Here is a 17,766-nt window from a genome sequence, read left to right as displayed (position 1 = left end):
AGGCTTCTGGGTGAGGCATTTCGCCCGGAGCTGCCGCGCGAGGCGGCCGCGACCAGAGAGGCCATGATGAACCAGGTACCCCTCGCTCCAGAGACGTTATTCCAGGGGCGCTACGAGATCCTCTCCTCGCCCTGGGAGACCCCCCACGCCGCGATCTACCACGGGCGGCAGGTCGAGGGTGGGCAGCCGGTCGTCCTCGAGGTCATTCGCATCCTCCCGGAAGGGGTCTCTGACGACATCGCGCGCCGCCGCCGCGCGCGCTTTCTGCGGGAGATGCGCCGCTGCGCGCGGCTCCACCATCCCAACATCGCCCGGCCCATCGACGCGGGGCAGACCGACGAGGGGCAGCTCTATACCGTCTTCGAGGGCGCGCCCGGGCAGAGCCTGACCGAGCTACTGTCGGCCCACGGCGCGCTCGAGCCAGAGGAGGCGCGGCGCCTGATGAGGGAGGTCCTCGACGCGCTCGCCTGCGCGCACCGGCAGGGCATGGTCCACGGGGACGTCAGGCCGGCCCACGTGATGGTCGTGCCCTCGGGGGCAGAGCGGAACGCGCTGCTGTTCGGCTTCGGCTTCGCCGCGGCCGCCGCCGGAGCACGGAGCGAAGCGGACGGAGCGCACGCCTCCAGCACCGAGCTCGTCGGCGCGCAGGCCTACGCAGCGCCCGAGCAGCGCCGGGGGCTCGCGCCGATGGTGCGCTCGGACCTGTACGCGTGGGGGCTCATCTTCCTCGAGTGCCTCACCGGTAGGCGGCCAGCCTGCGGAATATCTCCGGATGGAGGCGCTCTCCATGCGGAGGGCGGCGAGCCCGGCCGGATCCCTCACGCGCTCCTCGGTCACCCGCTCGGGATCATCTTGCGACGGGCGACGATCGAGGACGTCGCGGCGCGGGTCGGCACGGCGGACGGCCTGCTGTGCGAGCTCGACGCCTGCGAGGTGACCGGGCTCCGCCGCGAGGACCTGCTCCTGGAAGACGCGCCGAGCGGCGCCGAGGCCAGACGAGAGGAGGCCGCCGGCCTCGCGCCGACCGCCTCGGGGCAGGAAGCGGCGATCCACACGGACGACCCGGACGCGCCCGGGACTTCCGGCGAGGAGCCCGCGCGCACGCTCGACGAGGCACCGGACAGCCCGACAGCCCGCGAGCGAGCGCTCGAACTCCCGCCGCTCCGGGCCGGCGACGCGGGGGCGCCGGCGGAGCCCATCGCGGACCGGATGCACCTGAAGGCCGGCGACGTCATCAAGCACTACGAGATCATCCGCAAGCTGGGCCAGGGCGGCATGGGGATCGTGTACCTGGCCCGCGACACCAAGCTCGGCCGCCTGGTCGCGGTCAAGTGCCTCCTCCGATACACAGGGCAGGGAATCGAGCGCTTCCTCGACGAGGCGCGGGCCACGGCGCGCTGCCAGCACGAGAACATCGTGGTCATCCACGAGGTCGACGAGATCCGTGGATATCCCTACCTCGTCCTCGAGTACATCAAGGGTCGCTCGCTGCGCGAATGGATGGCCCAGCGCGAGCACCCCAGCGCGGCCGGATCGCCAGCCGCCCGCACGCCGCCTGGCCCGAGGGCGGCCACCGCTGCGCTCGACATCATGATCCCTGTCATCCGCGCGCTGGTCTGCGCGCACGATCTCGGGATCGTGCACCGCGATCTCAAGCCGGAGAACATCCGCCTGGACGACGCCGGAGGCCTCAAGGTGCTCGATTTCGGCCTCGCCAAGCGGATCGACGCGGACGTGCTCCCGGCGATCACGAGCGTGCGGGCGGCGCTCCCCGGAGGCGCCGGCAAGCGCCAGAAGAGCGCGATCGCCGGCACGCCGGGCTACATGGCGCCCGAGCAGCTGCTGGGCAGGGACATCGACGGACGCACCGACCTCTGGGCCGTGGGCGTCATCCTTTACGAGCTGCTCACGGGCAAGCATCCGCTCTACCCGTTCTCTTTCGCGCGGCTCCCGGCCATCGCGGACCTCGACGTCCCGATGCCCAGCCTGAGAGAGCGGCACCCGGAGGTCGGCGCGCTCGGCGACCTCGTCGACCGCTGCCTGAAGAAGCACAGGGCCGAGCGCATCGGCTCCGCCAGGGAGCTCCTCGACGACCTCGACGCGCTCCTGCCCAGCCGAAGGGCGCTCCGGCTGGGCGAGGACGAGAGCCCGTTCGCCGGCCTGTCCGCGTTCCAGGAGGCGGACGCCGCGCGCTTCTTCGGCCGCGATCGGGACATCGCCGCCCTGAAGGCGCGGGGGCGGAGCCAGCAGCTCCTCGTCATCGCCGGGCCCTCCGGGGCGGGCAAATCGTCGTTCGTGCGCGCGGGCGTGATCCCCGCCCTGAAGGCGTCCGGGGAGCGGTGGGACGCGTTCGTGCTGCGGCCGGGGCGTCGGCCGCTCTCCGCGCTCGCCGATGTGCTCGTGCAGGTCGCCGAGGCGGAGTCCAAGTCCGGGGCGGCGACGGGGGGCGGGGCGATGGTAGGCGCTCACGAGCTGCCGGATCATGAAGCGCTGATCACCACCCTGCGCGCTCAGCCAGGTATTCTGGGCTCACGGCTGCGCGCGCGCTGCCGCCATGAGGGGACGAGGCGCCGCATCGTGCTCTTCGTCGACCAGCTCGAGGAGCTTTACACGCTCGGCGCCTCCGCCGAGGAGCGGGCGGCGTTCATCGCCTGCCTGGAGGGCGCGGCCGACGACGCGTCGTCGCCCCTGCGCGTCGTGCTCGCCGTCCGCTCGGACTTCCTCGAGCGCGTGGCCGAGGACCGCAATTTCATGACCGACGTGACCCACGGGCTCTGGTTCCTGCCGCCCATGGGGCGCGATGGCCTGCGCGACGCCCTGACCCGGCCGCTCGCGGCGGCCGGGTACCGCTTCGAGACCGCCGAGATGGTCGAGCACATGCTGGACACGCTGGAGGGCACGCGGAGCCCGCTGCCGCTCTTGCAGTTCACGGCCGCGAAGCTCTGGGAGGCGCGCGACCGCGAGCGCCGGCTGCTCACGCGGGCCAGCTATGAGCAGCTCGGCGGCGTCGCCGGGGCGCTGTCCGCCCACGCAGACGCGGTGCTCTCGGCGCTGCCACCGCGCCAGCAGCGGCTGGCCCGGGCGGTGCTCCTGCGCCTGGTCACGCCCGAGCGCACGCGCGCGGTCGTGAGCCTGGACGAGCTCCGCGAGGCGGCGCAGGACGGCGGCAGCGCCGGCGCGGGTGACGCGGTCGAAGAGGTGATCCAGCACCTGGCCGGCGCGCGGCTCCTGCTCATCGAGGCGGGCGGAGCCGAGGCGGGAGGAGAGCGCGAGCGCACCGCGGTGGAGCTGGTCCACGAGTCGTTGATCGACAGGTGGCCGCGGCTCGGGCAGTGGCTCGCCGAGAGCGAGCAAGACGCGCAGTTCGTGGCCCGGCTGCGCGCCGCGGCCCAGCAATGGGAGGCGAGCGGCCGGGTCGACGGGCTGCTCTGGCGCGATCGCGCGGCGGAGGACGCCAGGGCGTGGTACGCGCGCCGGCGGGCAGAGCAAGGCGCCGAGGGGCGCGTCGAGATCGGCAGGCGCGAGGAGCGCTACCTCTCGGCCGTCGTGGGCCTCCACGAGCGAGCGCGGCGCCTGCGCCGGCGGCTCGCCAGCGGCGCGGCCGCCACGCTGGGCGCGATCGCGGTCGTCGTGGCGTGTCTGGCGATCCGCGCCAGTCAGCAAGCCCTGCGCGCCGACCAGCAGGCGGCTCGCGCGCTGCTCGAAGCCCGGGAGGCGCGCAACGCAACCCGCATGGCCACGGCCCGCGAGTTGCAAGTGGATCCCACGATGGTGCTCGCGATCCTGCGCGAGGTCGAGCCGCCCGACATGCCGCGAGGGTGGGCCGATCTCGCGCACGGGGCGCTGTACGGAGGGATCGCTCACGTGGTGCTGAGCCATCCAGACTGGGTCACGTACGTGCGCTACAGCCCTGAGGGCGGGCGCATTGTCACCGCCTGCTCGGATGGATCCGCGCGCGTGTGGAGCGCCGACGGCACCGGCGAGCCCATCGTCCTGCGAGGTCACCGGCGTGCGGTCGAGTCGGCGTCGTTCAGCCCCGACGGCAAGCGTATCGTCACCGCGTCCTCGGACAGGACCGCGCGCGTGTGGAACGCCGACGGCACTGGCGCCCCCATTGTCCTTCGTGGCCACGAGAATCGCGTCTTTTCGGCGGCGTTCAGCCCCGACGGCAAGCGCGTCGTCACCGCGTCCTATGACAAGACCGCTCGTGTCTGGAATGCCGACGGCACCGGCGAGCCACTGGTCCTCCGGGGTCACGAGCAACGCGTCTTTTCGGCGGCGTTCAGCCCCGACGGCAAGCGCATCGTCACCGCGTCCTATGACAAGACCGCGCGCGTCTGGAACGCCGACGGCACCGGCAAGCCCATGGTCCTTGGCGGTCACGAGGAACCGGTCTTTTCGGCGGCGTTCAGCCCCGACGGCAAGCGCATCGCCACCGCGTCCTTGGACGGGGTCGTGCGTGTTTGGAGCGCTGACGGCACCGGCGCGCCCGTGGTCCTCCGTGGGCACGAGGACATCGTCAATTCGGCGGCGTTCAGCCCCGATGGCGAGCGCATCGTCACCGCGTCCTTGGACAAGACCGCGCGCGTGTGGAGCGCTGACGGCACCACCGTGCCCATGGTCCTCCGGGGTCACGAGGATGGAGTCCTTTCGGCGGCGTTCAGCCCCGACGGCAGGCACATCGTGTCGGCGTCGATGGACAGGACCGCGCGCGTGTGGAGCGCTGACGGCGCCACCGTGCCCATGGTCCTCCATGGCCACGGGGGATGGGTGGTGGGGGCGGCATTCAGCCCCGACGGCAGGCACATCGTGTCGGCGTCGGACGACAAGACCGCGCGCGTGTGGAGCGCCGACGGCACCGGCAGGCCCATCGTCCTGCGTGGTCACCGGGGTGAGCTCGAGTCGGCGGCGTTCAGCCCCGACGGCAAGCGTATCGTCACCGCGTCATGGGACAAGACCGCGCGCGTGTGGAACGCCGACGGCGCCGGCAAGCCCATCGTCCTGCGTGGTCACGACGGACCGATCTTTTCGGCGGCGTTCAGCCCCGACGGCAAGCGTATCGTCACCGCGTCCTCGGACAGGACCGCGCGCGTATGGAACGCCGATGGCACAGGCATACCCTTGGTCCTCGGTGATCACGACCAATGGGTTTCCTCGGCGTCGTTCAGCCCCGACGGCAAGCGCATCATCACCGCGTCCTGGGACGGGACCTTGCGCGTGTGGAACGCCGACGGCACCGGCAACCCCACTGTCCTTCATGGCCACGAGAGTCGCGTCCGTTCGGCGTCGTTCAGCCCGGATGGAAAACGCATTGTCACAGCCTCGGATGACAAGACCGCGCGGGTATGGAATGCCGATGGAACGGGCGAGCCCACGGTCCTTCGTGGTCACGAGCAATGGGTGCTGGCGGCGGCGTTCAGCCCTGACGGCAAGCGCATCGTCACCGGATCGCAGGACAAGACCGTGCGGGTGTGGAATGCCGATGGAACGGGCGAGCCCATGGTCCTGCGCGTCACCGATTCCCCGGTCAACAGCGTGGCCTTCAGCCCGGATGGCAAGCGCATCGTCACCGCGTCCGACGACAAACTCGTGCGGGTGTGGACCGTTCTCGATCCGCTCCGCGGCGTCGACGACCCGAAGCTGTGGACCGCGACCACCTACTGCATGCCCATCGAGCGGAGGATAGAGCTACTCCGCGTGTCCGAGACCATGGCCCGAGCGAACCGGGACGCCTGCCTGCGCCGTGTCGACGAGGCCCGCGCCGCTGCCCCGGAGACCCGACCAGACCCTGCTGTCCGGCCGAGCGGCTCAGCCGGCCTGTGACGAGCATACGTCGCTGTCCGCCTCGCCCGCGTCAGCTCATGACTCCATGCCCGTCGAGCTCGCCATGATACAAGCTATCGGCGATGGCCGCGTTCCCGCCCCCCTGTTGCACGGCTCAGGGAGGGCGACGAGCAGGGTGAATCGCGGCCCGTCACATCGCAGCAGCGCCATCGGGGTTCGTTGCGCGAGAGCACGCTAGCCCCGATCCCTTCCGCGCCCCGCGCAGAAGTCGACGAGCGCGCCCGCTTCAAGGCGCCGGCGCCGCGTCCGCGAGGCCGTCGGCGGCCCGCCCGATCCGCTCCACGATCTCGCCCACTTCCTCGTCGGAGGTGTCGTGCTCGACCCCGACGTACTCGCGCAGCTCCGCGGTGTACCCGGCGCGCCGCAGCTCGGCGATCGAGGCGCGCGCGCCTCGGGTCGGCACCGCCAGGTCGGAGGCGCCGTGGAAGGCCGCGACCGGCGGGAGCGTCGCCGGGCGCGGCCCCGAGCTGAGCGCCGCCGACGGGTAGAGCGACGGCGGGAGCAGGCCGCTGATGGGGAAGGCGGCCGCCAGCGCCTCGGGGTGGGTGACCGCCAGGGCGAAGGTCATGATGCCGCCCTGCGAGAAGCCGGTGACGAGGGGCTTGCCGACGGTGGGGCGGGCGGCTACCAGGGCGGCGAGCGCGGCGGCGATCCGATCTGCTTCCCGCGTGACCAGGGGCGCGGCGACGTCGTCGCTGACGGAGTCGTACCAGATGTACATCCCGCCGCTCGGGTGGCCGTACGGGAGGATGAGCCGGGCGCGGCGGCGGTAGCGCCGGAGCATCTGTAGAAAGTCCGCGGGGTCCCCGCCCATGGGGTGCAGCGCGACGATCATCGGCACCCGCTCGTCGGGTCGCGCCCCGCCCGTCATGTGCTCGAGGTAGCGCACGCCCGCGATCTCGCCCCGGGTGGTGCTCCCCGGCGCTCCCACCGGCGGCGGAGGCGCGACCGGCCCCGCTGACGGCGTCTCCGACGACGGACGCGCGGCCGCCGACCCCGCTGGGGGCGCCGGCGCCGGCTCGCGGCTGCACCCAGGCCCCGCCAGGAGGACCACGCCGACGGAAAGGAGCAGGCGCAAGCGAAGGGGATCGGCCGGCGGGTGGCGCATCGGTACAACGTTACTCCGATCGCGGGAGCGATGCCGCGCCTCGCGCTACGAAGCCCCACCGACCAAGAGAGCCACGAAGCGGATCTGGGAAAGCTCACGGAACGGCGAGCAGTTTCGTGCTCGGAACTCCGGCGCCGCCCAACAAACAGGCGTTTGCGCGAGCGGGCATGACGAGCAGCCCCACCGCTCGACGGAAACGTCACGTTGGACGAAGCCGCGTATTCCGGGCCGACGTGACGACCGATTCCGAGAGCACGTGACGGCTGGTTCCGGCGGGACGTGACGGGGCGTTCCGGGCCACCCGGCGGGGTGTTCCGACACACCTGACGGCTCGTTCCGACGCACGTGAAATGCCACGCCTCGGTGCATGGTCAACCCGTTCGTAGCCGCATCATCACGCGGCGGACAAGCGAACGGGCTGAACAAGCCCTGATCAAATAATCTGAAGGGCTGGTCCCCGTCGCGCCATCAAGTCCATGAGCTGCCCGGATCCGGGTGGTGGCCCAATTTGCCCCGGAGTGATTCACATGAAGGCGGGAAGGCAGGAAGATCATTGATGTTTTCTTCCCGCCTTCCCGCCTTCATGTTCAAATCCGGACACCATCCGGATCCGGGAGGCGAGCTGTCCTGTGTGCTCTGGGCCGATGTGCGAAAAGGGTTCTACCATGCTCCCCGGGGGTAACGCACCGTCGCCACCGCCGCGTCCCAGTTGGCACGCGGGTTGCCAAGGTATTGGGCAAGATGGCGCTCCGAAGGACAAGGCGAAGCGCGGGCCCGGAAGCTGGCACGGAGCTCGCAATGCATGAGGGCAACGGCAGCAGAGAGGGACGTACGACCGCGCGACGCAACGCGACGGCGAGGGACCTTTCGAGAGCGCTGGTTTGAGAAGGAACGTGGAGCGCCACGAGCGAAGAAAAGGAGGTCAGGCGCGTTTCGTTGAGATGATCGAGATGGGAGGACGACTTCGCGCAGCTTGCTTCGCTTGCTTCTGCGTCGCTTCATCATGAACAGTCATTTACCATGAGCGTGCTTCACTCGCTCCTTCGTGCGTGACATCCCCCACGGTCTGCGGGCGACGTGTGTCGCACGAATCGAGAGCTCAGAGCTGCATGCCGCACCGGCTTATCCGGCCACCCTGAGAGGACATCATGAGACGATTCCAACTTGCCAACGAGCTTTTAAACCGTCATGTTCGATCGTGTCTTGCGATGCTGCTTTGTTCCTCCCTATGCGTCGCGTGCGCCGACACCTCCGGCGAAGGCGAGATAGTGGAAAGCGAGCCGGCCGCCCTCGACGACGGCGACGTGCCTGACCCGAGCCAGGTCTCGATCAAGGCAACTGCCTCCGGCTGCGGAGCCATGAATACGCAGGTCGGGGCTGTCAACACGGAATACGCACTCACGTTCGACGACGCTCGCGGGGGCCGCGACGACTTTGGCACGTACGACGTCGCTTGTGACGTCGAGGTCACCTATACGTTTCCAGCGGGCTACACGTTCGACGCGCCGTCCTTGGATGTGTTCGGTGACGTGTACACCGAAGACGCAGCTGTCGTCACGGTTCAAGCAAGCCGATCGCTGGCCGGCACGGCCAGCGTCTCCAAGACGTTTGAGAACATCGACACGGACGTCGAAGGGGTGTTCGAGCTGCTCTCTATCCCTGCCGGGGGACAAGCGGGCAGCGCCCCGTGTGGTGCCACCTCGGCCACGGTCAACGTGCAACTCCGCGCCACGATCGGTGGCACGGGAAGAGCATCCGTCGAGTTTAACTATATCGATGGGCTGATCCCCTGGCGCCGCTGTCAATGAACCGACCCAGGGCCTGCCGTCGCGTCAACCGCTCGCGCCGTCTGTCGCCAGTACGCGACTGCCCCGGGCTACGCCGCCCGCCCCTGCTGGCATCAGCGGGAGCCGCGACGCCCCACACGTGGTCGTCGTCGGCGTCGCGTTCGTCTAGACTCGGAGCATGTCGGAACCGCTGTCGGAGGTCCGTCGACTCGGAAGCCTGAGCTTCGCGAAGCGGGGGCGGGCGCTTGGAACCAGGGCGAAGCTTGCGTGTGCATGCTCGAGCGACGAGGAGCTGGGGATCTGGCGCGTGACAGCGTACGCGGAGCGGCCTTCGAGGCCAGGCAGCTCGCGCGCCTCCGCCCGGTAGCCTCGATGGCCCCACCCCGGCGGCCTCGACCGGCCCTGCGCCAGCGCCGTCCGGCTCCGCGGCGGGTTTCCTCCCCCTCCGTTCTGCTTCACACTCCGCTTCCGCCGAGCTGCACCCTCGTGCAGCGGCCTCCCCCGGCCCTTCCGGCCTCCGCCGGTTCCACCTCCGCGACCTCGTGCCTCACGCCGTCATCACCTCCCCCAGCGCCGCCGCCCGCCTCGACCGGGCCGTGGGCTGGCTGCGCCGCCGGCGCCCCGCCGACCGCTTGCTCCTCGTCGGCGCCTCGGTCGAGGCCGTCAGCGAGCTCGCCCGCTCGTCGATCCGCGGCCGCCGCGCCACCTTCGGCTGGCACCGGCTCACGCTGGGGCGCCTCGCCGCCGCGCTCGCGATGCCGGCGCTCGCCGCGCGCGGCCTCGTCCCGGCCAGCGGGCTCGCGCTCGAGGCCCTGTGCGCGCGCGCGCTCGACGGGCTCGCGCAGGACGGGCTGCTCGGGCGCTTCGCCCGCGTCGCGGACCGGCCCGGGCTGCCGCGCGCCGTGGCGCGGACGCTGGACGAAGCGCGTCTCTCCGGCGTCGCGCCGGAAGCGCTCGCGCCGGCCGACCTCGATCGCATCGCCCACGCCTTCGAGGCCGCCCTGGACGAGGCGGGGCTCGCCGACCGCGCGCTCGTCCTGCGCCTCGCGGCCGAGCGCGCCCGGGCCGAGGACGGCGGCGACCCGCGCGCGAGGCACCCGCTGCTCGGGCTGCCGATGCTCCTGCTCGACCTGCCGGTCCGGTTCGCGCTGGAGCGCGAGCTCCTCGAGGCCGTGGCCGCGCGCTCTCCCGACGCGCTCGCCACCGTGCCCGCGGGCGACGCCGCGTCGCTGCGCCACCTCGAGGCGGCCCTCCGGTCGCCGCCGCGCCGGGTCTCGCTGACCGCGGTCTCGGCCGCGCACGACGGCGCCGGCGCGGGCAATGACGCGGACGGCGGCGCGGAAAGCAGCGCGGACGACGGCGCGGACGACGGCGCCGGCGCGGGGTACGAGCCGCCGGGCGCGCCCAGCACCTCGCTGGCGCGCCTGCAGGAGCACCTGTTCGACCCGCTGACGGACGAGGCCCCCGGGCTCGGCGACGAGGTCGAGATCCTCTCCGCGCCCGGAGAGAGCCGGGAGTGCGTGGAGCTCGCGCGCATCGCGCTGCGCGAGGCCGGCCGCGGCGTGCCGTTCGAGCGGATGGCGATCCTCCTGCGCGCGCCCGAGCAGTACCGCGCGCACCTCGTCGAGGCGCTGCGCCGGGCCGGGATCCCCGCGTACTTCGCGCAGGGCTCGGTCCAGCCCGACCCGGCGGGCCGCGCGCTCCTCGCGCTGCTCGCGTGCGCCGCCGAGCACCTCTCGGCGTCGCGCTTCGCCGAGTACCTCTCGCTCGGGCAGGTGCCCGACCCGACGCCCGCGGGCGAGCCGCCGCCCGCCGCGTCCGAGGCCGACAGGTGGGTACCGCCGGACGACGACCTCTTCCCGGAGCTCCTGCGCGGCGAGCTCGACGAGGACGCGGCCGAGGGCGATGGTGTGCCCTCCCGCAGCGGCGCGCCGGGCATTCTGGACAGCCCGTTCCAGAACGGCGCGCCCGACAGCGACCGCACCCCCTCTCCGGCCGGCGCGCCGGGCATTCTGGACAGCCCGTTCCAGAATGGCGCGCCCGACAGCGACCGCGCACCCCCCCCGGCGGGCGGAGACCCCGACGCTCCCGTGCAGGACGGCACCCTGCGCGCCCCGCGGCGCTGGGAGCGGATCCTCGTCGACGCCGCGGTGATCGGCGGGCTCGACCGGTGGAAGGCGCGGCTCTCGGGGTACGAGCGGGACCTCCGGCAAGAGCTCTCGCGCGCCTCGGAGGAGCGCGACACCGCGCGAATCGCGCGGGCGCTCGCCGACCTCACGGCGCTGCGCGACTTCGCGCTGCCGCTGCTCGCGGCGCTGCCGGGCCCGGGCGAGCGCGCGACCTGGGGCGAGTGGCGCCACCGGCTCTCGGCGCTCGCGACGCGCGCGCTGCGGCGGCCCGAGCGGGTGCTCGCCGTGCTCGCGGAGCTCGCGCCGATGGCGGACGTCGGCCCGGTGGATCTCGGCGAGGTGCGCCTCTGCCTCGCGCACCGCCTCACCGATCTCGTGCTGCCGCCGGCCGCCCGCCGCGACGGGCGGCTGTTCGTGGCGCCCATCGAGGCCGCCCGCGGGCGCTCGTTCGACGTGGTCTTCGTGCCCGGGCTCGCCGAGCGGATCTTCCCGCAGAAGGTCACCGAGGACCCGATCCTCCGCGACGCGCTCCGCCGGGCGATCGCCGGCGGCGCCTCGGGCCTCGACACGAGCGACGACCGCGTGGCGCGCGAGCGCCTCGCGCTCCGGCTCGCGGTCGGCGCGGCCCGTCGCAAGCTCGTCGTGTCGTACCCGCGCGTCGACATGGACCAGTCGCGGCCGCGGGTGCCTTCGTTCTACGGGCTCGAGCTCCTGCGCGCGGCCGAGGGCAGGCTGCCCGGCTTCGGCGAGCTCGAGCGCCGCGCCGAGCAGGGCGGCGCCGCGCGCATCGGCTGGCCCGCGCCCGCGCGGCCGGAGGACGCGATCGACGCGGCGGAGCACGACCTCGCCCTCCTGGAGACGCTCTTCAGCCTGCCGGAGGAGCGGACCATCGGCACCGCGCGCTACCTGCTCGGCGTGAACCCGCACCTCGCGCGGGCGCTCCGGTTCCGGGCGCGGCGCTGGATCCCGGCCTGGACGAGCGCCGACGGCCTGTTCAAGCCGGTCCCGGAGGCGCGCGAGGCGCTCGCGAAGCACGCGTTCGGGCGCCGCTCGTTCTCGCCGACCGCGCTGCAGCATTTCGCCGCGTGCCCCTACCGGTTCTTCCTCTACGCCGTGCACAGGCTCGCGCCGCGCCCGGCGCCCGAGGCGATCGAGGAGCTCGATCCGCTCCAGCGCGGCCGGCTCGTGCACGACGTGCTCTACGAGGTGCTGGTCGCCCTGCGCGACGCGGGCAAGCTGCCGGTGAGCCCCTCGACGCTCGACGAGGCGCGGGCCGAGCTCGACCGGGCGCTCGACCGCGTGGCCGCGCGCTACGCGGACGAGCTCGCGCCGGCGATCCAGCGCGTCTGGGACGACGGCATCGCGTCGGTGCGGGCCGATCTGCGCGAGTGGCTGCGGCGCGCCGCGGAGGATCGCGACTGGGAGCCGCTCCATTTCGAGCTGTCGTTCGGGCTGCCGCGCCGCCTCGCCGCCCGCGACCCGGGGAGCTCGGACGAGCCGGTGGAGCTCGACTGCGGCGTGCGGCTCAGGGGGTCGATCGATCTCGTCGAGCGGAGCGTGTGGGGCGCGATGAGGGCGACCGACTACAAGACGGGCAAGGCCCGCGCGCCGCGCGACGCGGTCGTGAGCGGCGGCGGCACGCTCCAGCCGGTGCTCTACGCGCTCGCGCTGGAGAAGCTCATGCCGCCGGGGACGCAGGTCGAGTCGGGGCGGCTCTACTACTGCACCTCGGCCGGCGGGTTCACGGAGGTGCCGATCTACCTGGACGCGCGGGCGCGCGAGGCGGCCGCGCAGGTGGCGGGGATCATCGGCGACGCGATCGACAGGGCGGCGCTCCTGCCGATGCCGGCCGAGGGGGCGTGCGGGCAGTGCGATTACCGGCAGGTCTGCGGGCCCTACGAGGAGCTCAGGACCGGGAAGATCAAGCGGCGCGACATCGATCAGCGGCGCCGGCTGGAGCAGCTCCGCAGGCTGGCGTGAGCGCCGGCGCCGCGCTCGGGCGGCGCGTGCCACCGGCGGCGCGCGCGCGCCACCGGCGATGTCCGTCACCCGGGCTCGACAGGAGCGTCCGGCGCTCGCGAGCCCGAAGGCCCGCTCACCGGCCGATCCCCCATGTGCTGCTCCGTGTCCGCCAGGGGAGGCAGCCAGCGCTCGCGGCGCCAGATCCAGAGCTCGTAGGTCGGAGCGAGATCCGTGGGCGCGTCGTCCAGACATCCCAGCTTGATCTCGACCTCCCCCGCTTCCTCCTGAGGCGAGAAGAGCCGTGATCCGCACGTCGGGCAGAAGCTGCGCCCCTCCCAGCACCTCGTCTCGCCCGTGGACTCGAAGCTCGCCCACGGCCACACGGCGAACGGCATGAAGACGCCGCCCGTCTCCTTCCTGCACGAGGTGCAGTGGCAGATGCCCACGCGGTCAGGCTCGCCACGCACGTGAAAGCGCACCGCGCCACACGTGCAGCCGCCGCTCCGGACACGCTCGGATCCAGCTTGCATATCGTCTCCACTCCAGGGTCTGGCGCGCATCATAGCCGGCGCCGCGCGCACGTTCTATACACTCCCTCATGCACAGCAAGATCGCTTTGCCCCCCGCCCTGCTCGCGCTGGTGGCGGCGGGCGCGGGCTGCAACCTCATCTTCGGCATCGAGCCTGGCACGGAGGCGCCCGCGTCGTCGTCGTCGTCGTCGACGGCGGCGAGCGCGGCGTCCGGCACCGGAGGCTCCGCCCCGTCGACGTCGAGCTCCGGCGGCGACGGCGGAGCAGGCGGCGACGCGGGCGGCGGAGCAGGCGGCGACGCGGGCGGCGGCATGCCCTCGTGTGCCCCGTCGAGCTGCACCGCGGGCTCGTGCCCGGTCACGCAGATGGCAGGACAGCTCGGGATGAACCCCAAGGGCATGGCCGTCATCGAGGACGCCGTGCTCCTGGCGAACGGCGAGGCGATCATGGCCATCCCGAAGGACGGCGGGGCCGCGCGCGCGCTCCCCGGCACCCCGGGGTTCGGGGACGCGTCCTGGGTCACCTACTCCGGCGGGCAGCTCTCGTGGATCAACTGGAGCAACGGGAACGTGCTCGGGATATCCATCGATCCGCCGAGCTCGAGCCCGATCCAGATCGCTGCGGTCCCGCAGGAAGGAGGCGACGTATACCCAGCTTACGGCCGGATCGCCGCGTTCGGCGACAGCGTCTACTGGGTGACCCAGGTGCCCCAGGCCGTGTGGCGGGCCAGGGCCGACGGCAGCCAGCGGCTCGCCGAGCAGGTCGCTTCCGGCGGCAACCCGATGGGCATCGCCGTCGACGCGACGCACGTCTACTGGTCGGACTACCTCGCGAGCCAGATCCTGCGCAAGACGAAGGATCCGCTCGGGGCGACCGCGGAGGTGTTCGCGGCGACGAACGGCAACCCCACCGAGGTCCTCCTCGCCAAGGGGATCGTGTACTGGGTGAGCGACAACACCGGCGCGGTCCAGTCCAAGGCGACGGACGCTGCGCTCGACGACCCGCCCTTCACGTACACGGCCGATGACCAGGCCATCCCCAAGTCGGTCGCCGTGGACGACGAGTTCGTCTACTGGACCGTTCAAGAGAACGCCGAGGGCCAGGGCGAGGTGCGGCGGGCGCACATCGGCAGGGGCGATATGACCACCCTGACGACGGGGGAGCCCTACTTCTTCGAGCTCGCCATCGACTGCGGCTCGATCTACTGGACCCTCAACAACCTCGAGGCCGACGAGGAAGCGGTGGTGTTCACGATGCCGAAGCCCTCGAACTGAGCGCCTCGACGGCGCGGCCTCCACGCGGACGAGCAGCGCTCGCCGTAGCGCGCGCACGACGCCACGTGGACGCCCCGGGCGGCCGGCAACGGCGTGGGGAACGCTCGGCCTCTCGAGGTGGCGCCCCGCCAGGACCACCGCGACTACATTTGTCGTTGACAGCTCGGGGCTCGTAGACGACACTTGTAGTCGTGGCGACGGGAACTCTGACGGATCTACAGCTCGCGGTGATGAAGGCGCTCTGGGAGGTCGGCGAAGGTACGGCCAGCGACGTCCTCTCGGCGATGGCGAAGGACGGGAGGGCGCTCGCGCCCACGACGGTGGCGACCTTGCTGCAGCGGCTCAGCAAGCAGGGCTGGGTGGAGCATCGCAGGCACGGCAGGCAGCTCGTGTACCGCGCGCTGGTGAGCCAGAAGGAGGCCGCCAAGGGTGTGCTCCACCGCGTCGTGTCTTCCTTCTTCGGCGGCAGGGTCTCGGCGCTCACCGCGCAGCTCCTGGAGTCGGAGGAGCTCGGCCCCGAAGAGCTCGAGGAGATGCGCCGGCTGCTCGAGGAGAAAGGGGCCTGACCGTGGCGCTCCACCTGCTGATATGGCCGGGCACCGAGCCCGGCGCGGCGTCCTTCTGGCTGGCGCTGCTGCTCACCTACGCGATCCACGCCGCGGTGTGGGCCGGGGCAGCTGGGCTGCTCGCTCGCCGTGGATCCCTGTCGGCCTCGACGCGACACCTGCTCTGGAAGATGGCCCTGCTCGGACCGATCGCGACCACGTTGCTCGCCGCAGCGGCGCCATGGGGGTCCGAGCGCGCGCCCGGGGAGCCGCCGTACCTCCAGGAGATCTCCGTTCTATCGCTCGATGACGCCCCCGCCCCCACGGCGCCTGTCGCCGCGCCGCAAGGCGGCGAGTCGACCCGTGAGAGCGCTGGCGCCGATTCGCCGGCGTCGCGGGCGCGAGCGCCCCTGGGGTGGGGCCTGCTCGCCGCGTGCGGAGCCGGGGCAGCGGCGCTGGGATCGCTGCGGTTCGCCGGCTCGGCGCTGCTGCTGTGGCGCAGCCTCCGCGGGCGCAGAAGGGTGCAGGACGCGCGGCTGCTCCAGCGCCTGGAGCGGATGCGCAGCCGGATCGGGCTGCGCCGGGTCGTGCTGACGGAGAGCGCCAGCGTCGGCAGCCCCCTTGTCATCGGAGCCTCCGAGGTGTGCATCCCGCTCGCGAGGCTCACCGCCCTGACCGACGCAGAGGTCGACGCCGTGTTCGCCCACGAGCTCGCCCACCTCGAGCGTCGCGATGGGCTCTGGTTTCCGGTCGCCGGGCTCGCGCAGTCGCTCCTGTGGATGCAGCCGATGAACCACTGGGTAGCGTCGCGCTTCCGTGAGACCGCCGAGCTGGCCTGCGACGACAGGGCCGTCGAGCTCACGGGGGACCCTCGGGGCCTGGCGCGCGCGCTGGTCCAGGTGGCCGCCGGCGCGCTGCTCTCCGAGCGGCGAGCGATGCTCCCGGCCATGGCGCGTCCGGCGAGCGCGCTCCTCCCGCGCGTGAAGCGCCTTGTGGACGCGGGGAGTCGAGCGAGGCTCCGGGCGAGCCCACGGGGGCGGCGGTGGGCGATCGCGGGCCTCGCGGCGTCCGGGATCGCGGCCGCTGGCCTGAGCGTCCAGGTGGCGCGCGCACGGCCGTCCCAGCCCGCCGGAGACGCGGGCGCCGGGCTCGCGCGGAGCCCTGACGCCGCGCCCGGCGCGACGGCGGCGCCGCCCCCCGACGCAGCGGCGATGAGCCAGCGGATGGCCGAGCTCGCGCGCCGTGAACAGGAGATCGAGGCGCAGCTCGAGGAAGCGCGGCTCCTGCCCGGCGCGGAGCACGAGGGCACAGAGGCCGCGGTGCTGGTGCTCGAGCTGCGCCAGGGGCTGCGGCACGTGCGCGCCGAGAGGGCCTGGACCGAGGAGCGCTTCATCGACGGAGCGGCGGCGTCGGAGCGGCAACTCGGGGCCTCCAGCAGCGCGCCTCGATAGCGCGCTTCGCCCGCGGGACGAACCCACCCAGAACAGGAGCAGAGATGTCGATCATGAACAGGGCAACGAGCGCGCGGCACACAGAGGTCAACGGGGCGCGGGCCAGAGCAAACGCCCTGACTGGCGCCCGCGCGCTGTGCGCAGCCGCGGTGATCGGGCTCATGTCCGTGGGCTGCACGCAGGCCGCCGGGGCCGTCACCCTCGAGCGCCCGGGCCAGCCCCTGACCGTCCGCAGGCCGGCGCTGTATCCGGAGACCCTCGAGTACGACAGCAGGAGCGACAGGTTCCTGGTGAGCTCGTTCAGGGAAGGCGCGATCTACGCGGTGGGCAGCGACGGCGGCGTCTCGCTCGTCGTCGACGACAAGCGCCTCTGCTCGGTGCTCGGCATCGCCGTGGACGTCGAGCGGGGCCGGCTCTGGGCGGTGAACTCCGACCTCGGGGCGAGCGTCAAGCCGTCTGCCCAGGGCCCGAAGAACCTGGCCGCCGTGGGCATCTACGATCTCGCGACGGGCGCGGCCCTCGATTATGTGGATCTCGCGCCCCTGTCCCCGGGCGCTCACCTCGTGAACGGCATCGCCCTGGACTCGGCCGGCAACGGCTACGTCACCGACAGCTTCTCCCCCACCATCTACAAGATCGACCCGCAGGGGAACGCGACCGTGTTCCTGCGGGACGAGCGGTTCGCCGGCGAGGGCATCAACCTGAACGGGGTCGTCGTTCACCCCGACGGCTACTTGCTCATCGTCAAGAAGAGCGATGGCAGCCTGTTCAAGGTGCCCCTCGCGAGCCCCTCTCAACTCTCGCAGGTCGACATCCCGAGGAGGTTTGTGGGTGGAGACGGGCTGGTCCTCGTGGGGAAGAAGGACCTGGTGATCATCGCGAACCAGACCCCTGCCGTCGCGTCCAACGCCGCGTTCTCGCTGTCGAGCGAGGACGGCTGGGTCAGCGCGGAGCTGCGCTCGGTCCAGGAGCTCGGCGACGTGTACCCGACGACCGGAGTGCTCCGGGGCGGGAAGCTCTACGTCATCTCCAGCAAGCTGAACGAGCTGATCCAGTCCGCTCCAGCCCAGAAAGACCAGCTGCGGGAGCAGGCGACGATCCAGCAGATCGGGACGGCCGCGCTCTGACCCAGAGAC

The 17,766-nt window shown here is 72.4% G+C and carries 9 protein-coding genes; 7 read left to right on the top strand and 2 right to left on the bottom strand.

What is annotated here, in order from left to right:
• Positions 1-63: 63 nt before the first annotated feature.
• Positions 64-5,823: an nSTAND1 domain-containing NTPase gene (locus WME85_RS02040; RefSeq protein WP_437834823.1), complete on the top strand. Its 5,760-nt coding sequence runs from the start codon at positions 64-66 to the stop codon at positions 5,821-5,823.
• A 247-nt stretch (positions 5,824-6,070) separates the two neighbouring features.
• Here the strand turns inward: WME85_RS02040 and WME85_RS02035 are convergent, their stop codons facing one another.
• The gene (locus WME85_RS02035; protein ID WP_437834821.1) at positions 6,071-6,952 is read right to left on the bottom strand and encodes an alpha/beta hydrolase; all 882 of its coding nucleotides are present in this window, start codon (positions 6,950-6,952) and stop codon (positions 6,071-6,073) included.
• Between the two features lie 1,148 nt (positions 6,953-8,100).
• Here WME85_RS02035 and WME85_RS02030 point away from each other — a divergent pair.
• Complete coding sequence (locus WME85_RS02030) at positions 8,101-8,760, top strand: DUF4360 domain-containing protein (protein WP_437834819.1); 660 nt, start codon at positions 8,101-8,103, stop codon at positions 8,758-8,760.
• A gap of 521 nt (positions 8,761-9,281) precedes the next feature.
• Positions 9,282-12,848 carry a PD-(D/E)XK nuclease family protein gene (locus WME85_RS02025; RefSeq protein ID WP_437834818.1) on the top strand — a complete coding sequence of 1,189 codons (3,567 nt, stop codon included), beginning with the start codon at positions 9,282-9,284 and terminating at the stop codon, positions 12,846-12,848.
• Positions 12,849-12,913: 65 nt separating this feature from the next.
• Here the strand turns inward: WME85_RS02025 and WME85_RS02020 are convergent, their stop codons facing one another.
• Positions 12,914-13,360, bottom strand: coding sequence for a GFA family protein (locus WME85_RS02020; RefSeq protein ID WP_437834816.1), 447 nt, complete (start codon positions 13,358-13,360; stop codon positions 12,914-12,916).
• A 68-nt stretch (positions 13,361-13,428) separates the two neighbouring features.
• Here WME85_RS02020 and WME85_RS02015 point away from each other — a divergent pair, with 68 nt between their 5' ends.
• The 4 genes from WME85_RS02015 (at position 13,429) to WME85_RS02000 (ending at position 17,757) form a co-directional block, all read left to right on the top strand.
• Positions 13,429-14,634 carry an ABC transporter permease gene (locus tag WME85_RS02015; protein ID WP_437834815.1) on the top strand — a complete coding sequence of 402 codons (1,206 nt, stop codon included), beginning with the start codon at positions 13,429-13,431 and terminating at the stop codon, positions 14,632-14,634.
• A 191-nt stretch (positions 14,635-14,825) separates the two neighbouring features.
• Positions 14,826-15,200, top strand: coding sequence for a BlaI/MecI/CopY family transcriptional regulator (locus WME85_RS02010; protein ID WP_437834813.1), 375 nt, complete (start codon positions 14,826-14,828; stop codon positions 15,198-15,200).
• A 2-nt stretch (positions 15,201-15,202) separates the two neighbouring features.
• Positions 15,203-16,630, top strand: coding sequence for a M56 family metallopeptidase (locus tag WME85_RS02005; protein ID WP_437834811.1), 1,428 nt, complete (start codon positions 15,203-15,205; stop codon positions 16,628-16,630).
• 53 nt (positions 16,631-16,683) lie between these two features.
• A complete protein-coding gene (locus WME85_RS02000; protein ID WP_437834809.1) occupies positions 16,684-17,757 on the top strand; it encodes a hypothetical protein in 1,074 nt (357 codons plus the stop codon).
• Positions 17,758-17,766 lie beyond the last annotated feature (9 nt).

Origin of the sequence: Sorangium sp. So ce1153, assembly GCF_051521595.1 — a bacterium.
Lineage (GTDB): Bacteria > Myxococcota_A > Polyangia > Polyangiales > Polyangiaceae > Sorangium.
Note: the sequence above shows the minus strand (reverse complement) of the source record. Positions and strands in the feature narration are given on the sequence as shown.

What these genes read in the sequence shown, in the direction of transcription:
- WME85_RS02040 (WP_437834823.1), top strand. Translation starts at nt 64, where the DNA reads ATGATGAACCAGGTACCCCTCGCTCCAGAGACGTTATTCCAGGGGCGC.
- WME85_RS02035 (WP_437834821.1), bottom strand. Translation starts at nt 6,952, where the DNA reads ATGCGCCACCCGCCGGCCGATCCCCTTCGCTTGCGCCTGCTCCTTTCC.
- WME85_RS02030 (WP_437834819.1), top strand. Translation starts at nt 8,101, where the DNA reads ATGAGACGATTCCAACTTGCCAACGAGCTTTTAAACCGTCATGTTCGA.
- WME85_RS02020 (WP_437834816.1), bottom strand. Translation starts at nt 13,360, where the DNA reads ATGCAAGCTGGATCCGAGCGTGTCCGGAGCGGCGGCTGCACGTGTGGC.
- WME85_RS02015 (WP_437834815.1), top strand. Translation starts at nt 13,429, where the DNA reads ATGCACAGCAAGATCGCTTTGCCCCCCGCCCTGCTCGCGCTGGTGGCG.
- WME85_RS02000 (WP_437834809.1), top strand. Translation starts at nt 16,684, where the DNA reads ATGAACAGGGCAACGAGCGCGCGGCACACAGAGGTCAACGGGGCGCGG.